This is a genomic window from Flavobacterium sp. LB2P53, assembly GCF_003970305.1.
In the GTDB taxonomy this organism is placed as follows: domain Bacteria; phylum Bacteroidota; class Bacteroidia; order Flavobacteriales; family Flavobacteriaceae; genus Flavobacterium.
In genome coordinates this window covers 1-12,707 of the sequence record NZ_RYDG01000017.1, presented here as the reverse complement: position 1 = coordinate 12,707, position 12,707 = coordinate 1, and the positions used below count along the sequence as shown (strand labels likewise).

Below are 12,707 nucleotides of genomic sequence, written 5' to 3'. Positions count from 1 at the left end.
ACAAACAAAAGCCCTTTGATTAGGGCTTTTGTTTTTTTAAATCGTTTCAAATGGATATTAATTACATTCATAGTTTGTTTTTGCAATGCAACTCAGTTTCAATTGACACCCGCAAGATTGAGCCAAACTCCTTATTTGTTGCCATAAAAGGAGAGCGTTTTGATGCTAACACTTTTGCAAAAGAAGCATTAGAAAAAGCAGCTGCGTATGTTATAATTGATGATGAATCTTATTTTATTGATCAAAGGACTATCTTAGTTGAAGATAGTCTGGTCGCGCTGCAGGAATTAGCAAAATACCATCGTGAATATTTAAAATTACCTATAATTGCGCTTACGGGAAGTAATGGAAAAACAACCACTAAGGAACTTATTCAGGTTGTACTTTCGAAAAAATTTAAAACCAAAGCAACCGTTGGCAATTTAAACAACCATATTGGGGTTCCATTGACATTGCTTTCTTTTACTTCAGAAACTGAAATAGGAATAGTTGAAATGGGAGCAAATCACAAAAAAGAAATTGAATTTCTATGTGAATTAGCAACACCGGATTATGGGTATATCACTAATTTTGGCAAAGCCCATTTAGAAGGTTTTGGTGGTGTAGAGGGCGTTATTGAAGGCAAAAGCGAAATGTATCAATACCTTTCAAAAAAAGACAAGCTTGCTTTTGTTAATTTGGAAGATACAATTCAAGTTGAAAAATCAAAAAGGTTACACTCATTTACTTTTGGTATAAATAAAACAAATGCGGATGTTAATATTACTTCGATTAAGGCAAATCCTTTTGTAGAAATATGTTATTTCGGATTGGAAATAAAATCCCACCTAATTGGGTTGTATAATGCCAATAACATCAATGCAGCGCTCACTATTGGTAAGTATTTTAGTATCGATGATATCGCAATAAAAGAAGCTTTAGAAAGCTATGTACCTGAAAACAACAGATCACAGTTGTTGACAAAAGGAACTAATCAAGTAATTCTAGATGCCTATAATGCAAATCCGAGCAGTATGGCTGTAGCTATTGAGAATTTTCTACAGTTAGAGGATTTAAATAAGGTTATGATTTTGGGCGATATGTTTGAGTTGGGACAGGAAAGTCAGCAAGAACATAAAGCAATAGTTGACCTTCTTTTGAACGAAGATAAAGTGAAATGTTATTTTATAGGTGCAGCATTTTATACCAATAAACAGGAGAAAAGTAACTTTTGGTTCTATAGTACATTTGAGGAATTTTCTAATGATTTACCAATGATAACATTCAACAATAGTACTATTTTGATAAAAGGATCGAGAGGAATGGCATTGGAACGAACGTTAGATTTTTTGTAATTAAAAAATATTTTTTTTAATAAAAATGCCATCATATTAAAGTTATGATGGCATTTTTCATGGAAGTTCCCACGCCTTGACTTTGAAGACCATTGATAAAACTAACAGCAACTTTTCCGGCTAAAACTGGATCTTCAGAAAAATATTCGAAGTTTCTTCCGAGAAGAGGCGATCGCTTCATATTTACTCCGGGGTCTAATACTATTTGAAGATCGTTAGTCTGAGATTCGATTTCTAGGGTTTCACCCATTTTTTGTACCAATGCTGGATTCCAGGACGAAGCAAGTGCCGATGCAGTCGGAAAACAATGGAAGGGACACTATTAGTAAAGTCGAAACCTTCTGCTTTACGCAAACCAAACGGTCCATCCGTCATAAAAATAGTAGGAATATCCAGTATTGAACAGCTTTTGTGGACTAATCGGTTTCGCCGGAACATAAAAAAGCTTTTCTTCTAAACTCATTTGAGCTACTAGTTTTTTTGCCTTAGCTCGATAATCTACATCTTGAGCATGCGATTGGGAGATTGATATCAGTCCAAAAAGTAATAAAAACATTTTTTTTTCGTCTTTTACTGGGTTGTTTTTGAATTATTGAGTTCGTTAATTAAATTTATTATTTTGACGCATTGCGCATATTTATTTGATTCGTAATGCATTTTGTATAATTTTTTTAGACTATTTTTAGTACAGATGTGTTTTTACACAATCGATTTGTACTATTATTGCAGTGTTTTTTCTTTTCAATAGAAAAACACTGCATTGAGAGTTTTGAAAAAGTGATGTTCTTTAATTTTCTTATAAAAATGAGCTAAATTGCAACACTAATAAATTATATTTTAATTATCAGAAAATAAGTACATGTTAAAAAATATTTTAGACAATAAGGAAAACTATCAGCCCGGTTTATCAATAGATTGTGTGATTTTTGGATTTCATGACAATCAGCTAAAAGTGTTATTGATAAAAACAAAGTACAGTGATAAATGGGCTTTGCCCGGTGGTTTTGTGCCTATAAATGAGGATATTGATCAGGCTGCTGTCACTGTTTTGAATAGTAGAACGGGACTAAGGGGGATTTTTCTGAGACAATTTTCAACTTTTGGAGCAGCCAGAAGGTGTAATGTTGATGTCAGTAATACTGTTTTAGATTTTTACGGAATACCTTTAGCGGAAGGCAAATGGTTTGCCAGTCGTTTTGTAACCGTTGGGTATTATGCCTTGGTTGATTTTTTAAAAACGATTCCGCAACCCGAGGGTAACAATGAAACGGTGGAATGGATTGACCATAATGCGGTGCCGGAATTAGTTTTAGATCACAAGGAAATTTTAGATAAAGCATTAGAAACACTCCGCATGGAATTGAATTTAATGCCGGTAGGCTATAATTTATTACCCGAAAAATTCACGATTCCTGAGTTGCAGAAATTATATGAAACCATCTTAGGCAGAAAACTCGACCGTAGAAATTTTTTACGTAAGATAATGGCAATTGGGATATTAAATAAGCTGGACGAGAAGAAAAGTAATGTAGCCCACAAAGCCCCTAATTTATACCGTTTTGATAAAGAAAAATACGAAGAGGTTGTTAAAAACGGGTTGACGCAGGGGTGGTAAATTAAAGAAAAGGCATAAAAAAACTTCATTAGAAATAATGAAGTTTTTTGTGGGCGATTAGGAACTGTTTTCTAACCATTTTATGCAGGATTTGAAGAAATAACAATTTATAATTTAATTCGATTTTAATTAACCATTCTTTTTTGAAGGGTTACTGGCAGGAAAATATTTTTTTCATCTTTCTAAAAGACTTCTACTTATTTTAAACCGAGTATCCAAACGTATAGGATAAGTAAGTCGAAAGTTTAAACGTCATAAAGTCAAAAGTAGTCAACAGTAGTTTAAAATCAATCTGTTGGGTTATTTCATCTAATTTTAAAATACGATATTATACAATGGTTGTTACTTAGTTGGTTTTTATTACTATTTTATTTCATCAGATTTTCTGCATCGTTCAATCTCATCGCCACATTGTCCCAATTGATTATATTGAATAAAGCATCTACGAAATCGGTTCGTTTATTTTTGTATTTTAAATAATAGGCGTGTTCCCAAACATCAATAACCAATATCGGAATGGCTCCCCACTGCGTAAGTTTTTCGTGGTTTTCGCATTGTAAAATTACCAGGCTATCGCTGTAAGGTTGATACGCAAGAATTCCCCAACCGTTGCCGTCAACATTTTTTGAGGTGGCAGCAATTAGAACTTTCAATCTATCGAAACTACCAAAACTTTTTTCTATTCGTTTTAGCAAATTACCTTGGGGTGATGTGTTTTTATTGGTAAGATTAGTCCAAAATATAGAATGTAAAATGTGAGATGAAAAATGATGGGAGAGCTTTTTTGTCCAAAAATCAACAGTTTCCAAATTGTTTTCATCCAATGCTTTCTTTATCATTTGTAAATCTTTGTTAGCACCCTTTACTGCGCCACCGTGATGAAAAGTATAATGCAGGTGCAAGGTTTCGGCATCCATGTAGGGTTCCAAAAAACTTTCGCTGTAAGGCAACGTTTGTTGAATATAATTACCATTGGCATCTACCAATTTATCAATGGAATTGTCTGCTAAATTTTTAGCAAACGTGTTTGTAGTCGGAAGCACTAATGCTGCTGCTCCAAACAAGCTACTCGATTTTAAGAAATCTTTTCTGTTCATTTTTTTAGCGTTTAAATTATTTTTAAAATTAGTCCTATTATTGCGGAAATCAAAATGAGGTTCGTTCTTGTGTTTCCTTAATGTAGATCTTGCAAATATTGATAAAACGGCATGTATTGTCGTCGTTATGTTCGTTATATTATGCTGTGCCTTTTTTTTAAATGACTCTAAATTTATTTTTTCGAAAGCCTATTTTCTTTGACTAAATCTCGGGGGTACTTAATTGACTAGTAGCACTGGACTAGCGAAACCTGAATGACTTAATTTTTAGAAAACAAACAGTTGACACTTTTAACATATATATTGTGTTTTCTTTCATAAATTAAGTAGCTTTAAAAGGCGATGCCAAATTGGAAACCTACAGTAAAAGTGGTAGGGTGATCATTACCAAACCGCACTGGCAATGGAATGGCAATATAATAACTGCTATTGGTGTTTTTTATTATCGTTTTGTTGAATACTGGAGTTATGCCATACCTACCACTAGTCTCAAATGCTGCTCTGCCTGCAAAGGTGTATCCGTTTCCTAGTGCTACTAATACGCCAGGATGAAATAATAAACTATTCACTTTACTAATTCATGCGAATCAAGGGTTAAAATGTTAAGTTTATAAAAGCGGAAGCGATTTTGCCGAAGATATGAATCAACCGTCCTTTGGCAGACCTCACTTTACTAGCTCTTTGAATATCTGTTCTTTGAATTAGCCAACTAAAAAATGCTTCTATAGGTTGTCTAACTCTTGATACTGCTGTCGAAAACAAATCATTTGCAGCTTTATCTCTATTTTTGATTTCTTGACATTGCCCTTTAATTCGTTTGATTGGAGTCATCATAATCGAATTTTTCTTTTGCTCTAATTCAGTAAAAAAATCTAGATTATTGTATATTTTATCTCCAAAAAAATTCCTGTTAGTTTTCTCAGACCAAGCTTCTTTGAATACAGTTAAATCATTTACTGAGGCAGGAGTTATTTGAATTTCCTCAGGAAAAGGGATTTTATCTAAACGTCTAAAAGCCAATGCGTGTAATTTCACACCATAATAATACAAGCTTTTAGTAGAGCAATATCCTTTGTCGGTCAGTTCTTTAGCTACTTTTGCATTACGCTTTCCAGAACAAGTGATTATAGGCATTGAATCCAGTAAACTTTGATCAGCAAAACAGTCAGAGGGTATAAAATCTTCAAACAACGAAGATGTAAAACGTCTAAAAGCTTCCGACAATTGGTTAAGCCGATTAGAAAAAGCAGTATATGAACCGAGTTTTGGAAACCAATCAATCAAATAATCACAAGCATATTTGTGAATCTGTTTGATGCTAAAGCTTTGTTTTTCTTGAACTGCGAATAGATAAATGGTCATAATTTCTTGGTCTGTTAAATCTTGCTTATCGTTGTTGCTAAAACGTTAGCAAGTATATTTTAAATCTTTTTCAAATCTGTCGCAGATTATTGAGTAGATTTTTATTAATTTTAGGGCTTTAGGCTGATTAATCATATATTTAAATGTGCGTTAGATACACTATAAATATACTGATTATCAGCTTATTAATCTAATTTTTAAACAGATATTTCTTTCTTTTTTAACCCTTGATTCGCATAATTCCGTTTTCTGCTCTTATATTGGGTACAATTTCAAATGAGAACCCAATTTTTGGACTTTTCCAAATATTGATTCCAGTTGGGAAACCCAGAGCATAATAATCTCTAAAATTGATATTAGTTCCATCCGGACTTACCGTTACAATGGGATGCAATATCCCAAAATATCCCGTAATTTTCGGATAAGTTGTTTGCCCAATTGCAGGTATAGAAAATACTAATATAGCAACAAGAAGAAAATATTTGAAAAAAATCATAATAGTTTGTATTTTTTACAAAACTACAGAGGAGAAATAGGAATAAATAGAATGCTATTTACTTTTTGTATTTGAATTACTTTTTTGCTTTTTTTTTCGGTAGGAAGAAGGGTTTTTCCCTGTATGTATTTTGAATATCCTCGTAAAATGACTTTGGTCTGAAAAGCCGGTCATATAAGCTATTTCAGTAAGAGAGTACGTTGAATTCTGAATAAGGAAGATTGCTTTTTCAATTCGTAATTTTCTAACATAGTCTCCAAAATTGAGGTCTCCAAAATATTTTGAAAATTCTCTTGATAAATAAGAAGGGTTAATCTCCAAGTCACTAGAAATTTTTTTTAGGTCAAAAGTAAATTGATTGTCTATTTGATCCTGAATAATTTTTTTCAAATCTTTGACCCAAGCTGGAGCTTTCTTTTTGTTTTTTTTCTTTTCCTTTAAAAATTTATTGTACACTTCGTGCAGCAGGTTTTCAAAAGGACTATTCTGCAAATGATTCTGTTTGTACAAATGTGTTGCCCAACTGTATAGCCCATCATAAATAACCATTCCTGTTTCTAATAACTTATAATCATCTGTAATATTATAAGAAAGTCCCGCTGAAATTGCCAAAAGTCCCGCTGATTCTTTTGCAATATCGTGTCTATCTGTGTCTGCTCCTCGTACAATATCAGCTATAATTAAAATAGCTGGGTCTTTAATTTTATATTTTTTTACAATATAATCAAAGGTGCTTTTTTCTTCATAATGTGTGTATTCTACATTAGGAATATCAAAAGGAATGGCATCAAATTCTTTTGCTTTATTCAAAACATCACTGAATGGGACATAAATAAATTCAGCGTTTTTGTCTATAAAAGTTTTGATCAACCAAGGACTGGCTATTCTATCAATTTTAGGGCGTTCTCTAGTAATCCATTTCATTTGAAATAATATAAAGGAAATTTTGCTCCTTAAATAGTAAGCTAATCTACATTTATTTATCTAGGTTTCAAAAAAACACTTACGAATCAATTGTTCAAGAGCTAAGATTAGAGATTGATTATTTCGACAATGGATCTTTATACAAAAAAAGATAAAACAAATAAATATCAGTCTCTTTAATATGACTTTAGGATATTCGAATCAATAATCTTAATAAATTTAGGGGTTATCAATTGTATAACCAAACTAACCTCTAAAATTAAATGACTTGGTTATTTGAATTTTGTGCGCGATAGAGGATTTGAACTCCCGATAACTTCGGGTAGAATCGTAATGTTATGAACCATTTGAGCTTATTTTTATTTGAAATTAATTCTTGAATTTTAACCCGGTTTTCCAAGATTTAACGTTGTACCTCTTTATTAATTTACAGTATGCCACTCGATGACGGGTTGTATACTCAATTTAGAAACAAGGCTGTCTGGGAATTACTTTCTGGGCAGCCTTGTTTTTGAATTATTCTTTTCCGGATTCCTTCAGTTTTTCAGCAGCCTGATTTATCTTGTCAGCTCCTTTTTTAAGAATTTCTCCTGCTTTTATTCTGGTAGAATCAGCGGCAGCATCAACTTTTACCGCTGCAGTATCGATAGCTCCTTCCATTTCATTACTAATGGCCTCTCTAGCTTCTTTCACTTCCTCTTTTGTTTCTTCTTTACAAGAAGTCATTAAAGTGGCAACAAATACTAATCCTAAAAGTGCTTTTTTCATTATATTTTCATTTTAAAAAATTGATAATTGAGTACATTCATCGTATAAAGATAAACAAAATCGCTACAAACATAAGTTTGGGGAAATTTCGTTTATTGGACACCAATTACCACTATTTTATACATTAGCGGTAACAGCGTCTCTGTCAATTTTCCCGATCAATCCTGCTAATACTTTTCCAGGGCCTACCTCAGTAAATGAGGTTGCTCCGTCTTGGATCATTTGCTGTACTGATTGTGTCCACTTTACCGGAGCTGTCAATTGAATGATTAGGTTTTTCTTAATTTCTGCGGGGTCTGATACTGCACTGGCTGTTGTATTTTGATATACCGGACAAATAGGAGTTGAGAACGTTGTTGCTTCAATAGCTGCGGCCAGTTGTTCACGAGCCGGTTCCATCATTGGAGAGTGAAAAGCACCTCCAACAGGCAACAATAATGCACGTTTTGCACCAGCGCCTTTCATCGCTTCACACGCTTTTTCCACTGCTGATGTTTCTCCTGAAATCACTAATTGTCCTGGGCAGTTGTAATTTGCAGGGACTACAATTCCGTCAATCGAAGCACAAACTTCTTCTACAATGTTGTCAGCCAATCCTAAAACGGCCGCCATAGTCGATGGTTTTATTTCGCAGGCTTTTTGCATAGCTAAAGCTCTTTGAGAAACCAGTTTCAAGCCGTCTTCAAAAGATAAAGTACCATTAGCTACTAAAGCTGAAAACTCACCCAATGAATGTCCCGCTACCATTTCTGGTTTGAAATCCTCTCCTAATGTTTTTGCTAAAATCACCGAATGCAGGAAAACGGCTGGTTGTGTCACTTTGGTTTCTTTCAATTCCTCGGCTGTTCCTTCAAACATGATGTCTGTGATGCGGAAACCTAAAATTGCATTGGCTTTTTCGAATAATTCTTTTGCGAGAGCAGAATTTTCATACAAGTCTTTACCCATTCCTGTGAATTGCGCGCCTTGACCTGGAAATACGTATGCTTTCATGTTTTTATTTTAAAGATTGAAAAAAATTAAAGACTGAAAAATGAATTCCAATCAGAATGCAAAAATACTGTTTTTTGCGGTATTGTAAATAGGGTTATTGTTTTCTTTAAAATTGACACTTTTATTAGTGTAACATTTAGGAGTATTAAAGACTAATATTTAAAACTTAGTTTTATGAAAAAGATTTTATCAATAGCTTTCTTACTCCTTTTTAGTTTTTTATTGTTTTATGGCAACCTTCCGGTAATCAATTATGGATTTACTGGTTTTGCTTTTATTTTATTACTGTTGTTAGTAATAGGGATCTTATTTTCGGTTGGTTTGACTATTTCTCAGCAAACAAAGCAAGTCAAGATTGTTTCCAAGCCTAACAAGATTTTGTTTGTTTTGGTAGGATTGCTTTTAGCGTATTGTGTTGCGCTTCCTTTTATAACCAGCCTAAAAATGTTCCGAAGCGATTCGTATCAAAAATTAATAGGCGAGGTTAAAAACGGACAAAAAATTACGAATCATATTGCTCCAATTTCAATTGATAAAATCCGTGTGGTCGATGAGGAACTAGCCCATCTTTTGGGAGAGAAAATTTTAGGTTCGCAACCCGCTTTGGGGAGCCAAGTAGAATTAGGTGATTTTTGTATACAGAAAGTAAATAATAACTTGTACTGGGTTGCGCCTTTATTGCATTCAGGTTTTTTAAAATGGTTTAACAACCAAGGAGGAACTGCGGGATATGTTATGGTTTCTGCAACCAATGAACGTGATGTGAAATTAGTTCAGAGTGTAGGAGGGAAGAACATTAAGATTAAATACCAGCAAGGCGCTTACTTCCAAAGTGACATTCACAGACACGTTTATTTTAATGGAAATGCTACTGTTGGTCTGGCTGATTTTAGTTTTGAAATTGATGATGCTGGAAATCCGTTTTGGATTGTCACTAAATATGTGAAAAAAATTGGTTTTTTAGGAAAAGAAGCTACGGGAGTTATTGTGGTTGATGCACAATCTGGAGTTATAAATGAATATTCAATTGCTAAAACGCCAAAATGGGTGGATCGAATTCAGCCTTTGGATTTTATAGAAAATCAGTTGAATGATTGGGGTGAATATGTTCACGGCTATTGGAATTTTTCTAATCAGGATAAACTGCAAATTACAGAAGGAATGACATTGGTGTACGGAAAAGACAATAAATCCTATTGGTACACCGGATTAACTTCGGTCGGGAAAGAAGAATCTGCTGTAGGTTTTGTATTGGTAGATACCAGAACCAAAGAAACTACTTTTTACAAACAAAGTGGCGCGACGGAATATGCGGCTCAAAGTTCGGCACAAGGGAAAGTTCAGGAGAAAGGATATAAAGCGTCGTTGCCTATTCCGTATAATATCAATAACATTCCCACGTATGCGATGACGCTCAAAGATAACGGCGGATTAGTTAAAATGTTTGCGATGGTGGCCATTTCAGATTATACGATTGTGGGCGTCGGCAATACAATGCGGGAAACCTTGACTTCGTTTAAAAACGTATATAATATGGCAGATAATAAAATAAACCCAAATAGTGTTTCTAATAAAAAATCAGTAAAATCAGTAGTAACGCGAATTCAGAATGATGTGAAAAACGGGAATAGCTTTTATTATTTTAAGGTGAAAGATTACCCTAATATTTTTGTGGGTTCGTCACAAATATCCAATCAATTGCCAGTAACAATTGTGGGTGACAGTGTGAAAATTTCTTTTGATGTAGACATGGAAGAAGTTATTGATGTTTCAAGTTTTGAGAATATCAATTTGGAAGCGAGTATGAAATCGAAGTAATAAAAAAAGGGCTAAAGAATTTTCTTTTAGCCCTTTTTTTATTTTTTTGGCAGTAATTTAAAAGAAGTTACTTTGAACCGATTATCTACAATTTTACCAACAATTTCGGCTTTTCGTATTGTTGTACAAAAACCGTCATTGGCGTGTGCATCTCCGTGCGAATCGATTGAACTACCGTCAACAAAATAAGATTTTCCATCCACACGAACGGCTAATTCACAACCGTGTCCTTCCATTCCAAACTGGCATTGACCACAAGCAGCCTCAACAATTTGTGGTTTTGGTTCTTCTTTTTTATCTTTATCCTGAGCACTTGCTAATGTTACAACGAACAAAAGGGTTAAGTATAATAACTTTTTCATAATTGATTATTTTTTGCTTTAGCTAAGATACTCGTTTTTTACATCGAATAATTTTTAAACATGTAAATTCATATTAATCTGGAAAGAGGAATATTAATAGAAGCCATTTCAATAATGACAACTGCAATAATTGGAATGATTCGTCAATCAAAACTTTCGGCAAAAAAGAATTGAGCAAGGCCAAATGTGGCAATACCTTGTGCTACCGTCAGACCATAATTAACATACATTGCACCATGAAAATAACCCGGTTCTTTCTCGAATTTATTGTGACCATGGAGGCAATATTCATTCATTTTTGGAAACCCTATGTGTAAGCAAATATTTTTTTTCTTTGAAAACTTTCCCTTGAAGGCAGTGTGGGTAATCATTATTCAGGATGTCTACGATAGAATTAGACATCGGTATTTTTTTATCAAAGGTATTTAAAGGTTCCAGAAGAACTTTCGAATGGTTAGGTGATAATTCACAAGATGATAAAAAGGAACGCTGATAACACTGATTTAGCGAATTTTTTTTTCATCTTGTTTTCGGTATAATATTGGAAGTTTATTAAATGTAATTACGAATGCACGGTAATCAACCTTGCTGCATTTTTTGCTTTTTCTACCACTTCTTCAATTGGAGTTTCTACGGTATCACTTACTAAAGCCACTGCCATTCTGCGGTAGGGTCTTGAAGTTGGTTTACCAAATATTCTGAAATCCGTTTTAGGTAAAGCCGCAATTTTTTCGATACCGGAGTACGTTGGGTTTGTAGAGTTTTCCGAAGCTAAAATGACTGCACTGGCTCCCGCTTTTTCTAATGTGATTTCAAAAATAGGCAAACTTAAAATAGCGCGTAAATGCAATTCAAATTCATTGAAGTTTTGTGTTCCAGCTAATGTTACCATTCCGGTATCATGCGGACGAGGCGATAGTTCCGAGAAATAAACGCCATCGTCAGTCAAGAAAAATTCGACTCCAAAAAGTCCTGCGCCGCCCAAAGCTTGGGTTACTTTTTCGGCCATGTCTTGCGCTTCGTATAAATCCTTGTCGGAAATTCTGGCGGGTTGCCAGCTTTCCTGATAATCGCCACGTTCTTGTCTATGGCCAATTGGCGCACAAAAAAGTGTCGGATTATTGTTTTGTACCACCGTTAATAAAGTAATCTCCGAATTGAATTTGACAAATGCTTCTACAATCACTTCTACGACATCGCCACGGGAACCTTCCACGGCATACTTCCATGCTTTTTCAATATCGGCTTCGGTTTTTATGGTGGATTGTCCTTTTCCGGACGAAGACATTAATGGTTTGACGACACACGGCATTCCAACGGCTTCAACGCCTTTTTGTAATTCCTCGGCAGTAGTGGCGTAGCGGTAGTTTGCGGTTTTTAATCCTAATTCTTTAGATGCTAAATCTCGAATCGCTTTACGGTTCATCGTGAAGTTTGCCGCTTTCGCAGAAGGAACTACGGTAATTCCTTGGTTTTCATAGTCATAAAAACGCTCGGTTCTGATAGCTTCTATTTCTGGAACAATAAAATCAGGTTTATGTTTGGCGACGACGCGGTCTAGGGCTTCTCCGTCGAGCATATTGATGACTTCAAAATCATGGGCAACTTGCATGGCGGGTGCATTTTCGTAACTGTCCACCGCAATTACGATTTGCCCTATGCGTTGTGCAGCGATTGTAAATTCTTTTCCTAATTCGCCTGAGCCGAGAAGTAGTATTTTCATGTTTTTATTGTGTTAGGTATAGCTAGGGACATCTCGCGAGCTGTCCTTACTGCATGAGGGATAGTAGTGGAAATCCTTTGTATTCCCGCAGCGATAGCGAAGGTAATAAAAAAGATTGAAATGGAAAACCGAGTCCTTGGGTCACGCCCAATGTCATTAAGTTAAGGAATTTTATATTGCATCTTTTTGATTTTTAAGCACTAAAGGTCGAATTC

At 34.6% G+C, this 12,707-nt stretch carries 15 protein-coding genes; 3 read left to right on the top strand and 12 right to left on the bottom strand.

Annotated features, from left to right (window positions below; translation table 11 throughout):
- The first annotated feature begins 50 nt into the window (after positions 1–50).
- Complete coding sequence (locus EKL95_RS14595; RefSeq protein WP_126461650.1) at positions 51–1,334, top strand: UDP-N-acetylmuramoyl-tripeptide--D-alanyl-D-alanine ligase; 1,284 nt, start codon at positions 51–53, stop codon at positions 1,332–1,334.
- A 31-nt stretch (positions 1,335–1,365) separates the two neighbouring features.
- Here the strand turns inward: EKL95_RS14595 and EKL95_RS15085 are convergent, their stop codons facing one another.
- Both EKL95_RS15085 and EKL95_RS15080 read right to left on the bottom strand, forming a co-directional pair.
- Entirely contained in the window at positions 1,366–1,584 is a 219-nt protein-coding gene (locus EKL95_RS15085) for a glycoside hydrolase family 3 N-terminal domain-containing protein (protein WP_233579290.1), read from the bottom strand.
- Complete coding sequence (locus tag EKL95_RS15080) at positions 1,569–1,772, bottom strand: hypothetical protein (RefSeq protein WP_199736860.1); 204 nt, start codon at positions 1,770–1,772, stop codon at positions 1,569–1,571. The genes EKL95_RS15085 and EKL95_RS15080 overlap by 16 nt, the downstream gene beginning before the upstream one ends.
- A gap of 421 nt (positions 1,773–2,193) precedes the next feature.
- Here EKL95_RS15080 and EKL95_RS14585 point away from each other — a divergent pair, with 421 nt between their 5' ends.
- Positions 2,194–2,949: an NUDIX hydrolase gene (locus EKL95_RS14585; RefSeq protein WP_126461653.1), complete on the top strand. Its 756-nt coding sequence runs from the start codon at positions 2,194–2,196 to the stop codon at positions 2,947–2,949.
- 368 nt (positions 2,950–3,317) lie between these two features.
- Here the strand turns inward: EKL95_RS14585 and EKL95_RS14580 are convergent, their stop codons facing one another.
- The 7 genes from EKL95_RS14580 to fabD form a co-directional block, all read right to left on the bottom strand.
- The gene (locus EKL95_RS14580; RefSeq protein ID WP_126452624.1) at positions 3,318–4,046 is read right to left on the bottom strand and encodes a superoxide dismutase; all 729 of its coding nucleotides are present in this window, start codon (positions 4,044–4,046) and stop codon (positions 3,318–3,320) included.
- Between the two features lie 332 nt (positions 4,047–4,378).
- On the bottom strand, positions 4,379–4,615 hold the full coding sequence (locus EKL95_RS14575) for a hypothetical protein (RefSeq protein WP_233589429.1): 237 nt from the start codon (positions 4,613–4,615) through the stop codon (positions 4,379–4,381).
- Between the two features lie 25 nt (positions 4,616–4,640).
- Positions 4,641–5,408, bottom strand: a complete 768-nt coding sequence (locus EKL95_RS14570; protein WP_199736858.1) for a transposase — start codon at positions 5,406–5,408, stop codon at positions 4,641–4,643.
- 220 nt (positions 5,409–5,628) lie between these two features.
- Positions 5,629–5,904, bottom strand: coding sequence for a hypothetical protein (locus tag EKL95_RS14565; RefSeq protein ID WP_233589427.1), 276 nt, complete (start codon positions 5,902–5,904; stop codon positions 5,629–5,631).
- Positions 5,905–5,958: 54 nt separating this feature from the next.
- Positions 5,959–6,828, bottom strand: a complete 870-nt coding sequence (locus EKL95_RS14560) for a chromate resistance protein ChrB domain-containing protein (RefSeq protein WP_126564520.1) — start codon at positions 6,826–6,828, stop codon at positions 5,959–5,961.
- A 516-nt stretch (positions 6,829–7,344) separates the two neighbouring features.
- Positions 7,345–7,596: a hypothetical protein gene (locus EKL95_RS14555; protein WP_197037213.1), complete on the bottom strand. Its 252-nt coding sequence runs from the start codon at positions 7,594–7,596 to the stop codon at positions 7,345–7,347.
- Positions 7,597–7,713: 117 nt separating this feature from the next.
- The gene (gene fabD, locus EKL95_RS14550; RefSeq protein ID WP_126564519.1) at positions 7,714–8,589 is read right to left on the bottom strand and encodes an ACP S-malonyltransferase; all 876 of its coding nucleotides are present in this window, start codon (positions 8,587–8,589) and stop codon (positions 7,714–7,716) included.
- Positions 8,590–8,763: 174 nt separating this feature from the next.
- Between fabD and EKL95_RS14545 the strand changes: the two genes are divergently transcribed.
- Positions 8,764–10,407, top strand: coding sequence for a hypothetical protein (locus tag EKL95_RS14545; protein WP_126564518.1), 1,644 nt, complete (start codon positions 8,764–8,766; stop codon positions 10,405–10,407).
- Between the two features lie 38 nt (positions 10,408–10,445).
- On the opposite strand, the gene EKL95_RS14540 is transcribed toward EKL95_RS14545, so the two are convergent.
- The 3 genes from EKL95_RS14540 to purT form a co-directional block, all read right to left on the bottom strand.
- A complete protein-coding gene (locus EKL95_RS14540; protein ID WP_126461666.1) occupies positions 10,446–10,769 on the bottom strand; it encodes a DUF6370 family protein in 324 nt (107 codons plus the stop codon).
- 143 nt (positions 10,770–10,912) lie between these two features.
- On the bottom strand, positions 10,913–11,065 hold the full coding sequence (locus EKL95_RS15255) for a hypothetical protein (RefSeq protein WP_231507376.1): 153 nt from the start codon (positions 11,063–11,065) through the stop codon (positions 10,913–10,915).
- A 266-nt stretch (positions 11,066–11,331) separates the two neighbouring features.
- Positions 11,332–12,492: a formate-dependent phosphoribosylglycinamide formyltransferase gene (gene purT, locus EKL95_RS14530; protein WP_126564517.1), complete on the bottom strand. Its 1,161-nt coding sequence runs from the start codon at positions 12,490–12,492 to the stop codon at positions 11,332–11,334.
- Positions 12,493–12,707: the final 215 nt, after the last annotated feature.

What these genes read in the sequence shown, in the direction of transcription:
- EKL95_RS14560 (WP_126564520.1), bottom strand. Translation starts at nt 6,828, where the DNA reads ATGAAATGGATTACTAGAGAACGCCCTAAAATTGATAGAATAGCCAGT.
- EKL95_RS15085 (WP_233579290.1), bottom strand. Translation starts at nt 1,584, where the DNA reads ATGGGTGAAACCCTAGAAATCGAATCTCAGACTAACGATCTTCAAATA.
- EKL95_RS14565 (WP_233589427.1), bottom strand. Translation starts at nt 5,904, where the DNA reads ATGATTTTTTTCAAATATTTTCTTCTTGTTGCTATATTAGTATTTTCT.
- EKL95_RS15255 (WP_231507376.1), bottom strand. Translation starts at nt 11,065, where the DNA reads ATGAATGAATATTGCCTCCATGGTCACAATAAATTCGAGAAAGAACCG.
- EKL95_RS14555 (WP_197037213.1), bottom strand. Translation starts at nt 7,596, where the DNA reads ATGAAAAAAGCACTTTTAGGATTAGTATTTGTTGCCACTTTAATGACT.
- EKL95_RS14570 (WP_199736858.1), bottom strand. Translation starts at nt 5,408, where the DNA reads ATGACCATTTATCTATTCGCAGTTCAAGAAAAACAAAGCTTTAGCATC.
- EKL95_RS14585 (WP_126461653.1), top strand. Translation starts at nt 2,194, where the DNA reads ATGTTAAAAAATATTTTAGACAATAAGGAAAACTATCAGCCCGGTTTA.
- EKL95_RS14540 (WP_126461666.1), bottom strand. Translation starts at nt 10,769, where the DNA reads ATGAAAAAGTTATTATACTTAACCCTTTTGTTCGTTGTAACATTAGCA.
- fabD (WP_126564519.1), bottom strand. Translation starts at nt 8,589, where the DNA reads ATGAAAGCATACGTATTTCCAGGTCAAGGCGCGCAATTCACAGGAATG.
- EKL95_RS14580 (WP_126452624.1), bottom strand. Translation starts at nt 4,046, where the DNA reads ATGAACAGAAAAGATTTCTTAAAATCGAGTAGCTTGTTTGGAGCAGCA.
- purT (WP_126564517.1), bottom strand. Translation starts at nt 12,492, where the DNA reads ATGAAAATACTACTTCTCGGCTCAGGCGAATTAGGAAAAGAATTTACA.
- EKL95_RS14595 (WP_126461650.1), top strand. Translation starts at nt 51, where the DNA reads ATGGATATTAATTACATTCATAGTTTGTTTTTGCAATGCAACTCAGTT.
- EKL95_RS14545 (WP_126564518.1), top strand. Translation starts at nt 8,764, where the DNA reads ATGAAAAAGATTTTATCAATAGCTTTCTTACTCCTTTTTAGTTTTTTA.
- EKL95_RS15080 (WP_199736860.1), bottom strand. Translation starts at nt 1,772, where the DNA reads ATGTTCCGGCGAAACCGATTAGTCCACAAAAGCTGTTCAATACTGGAT.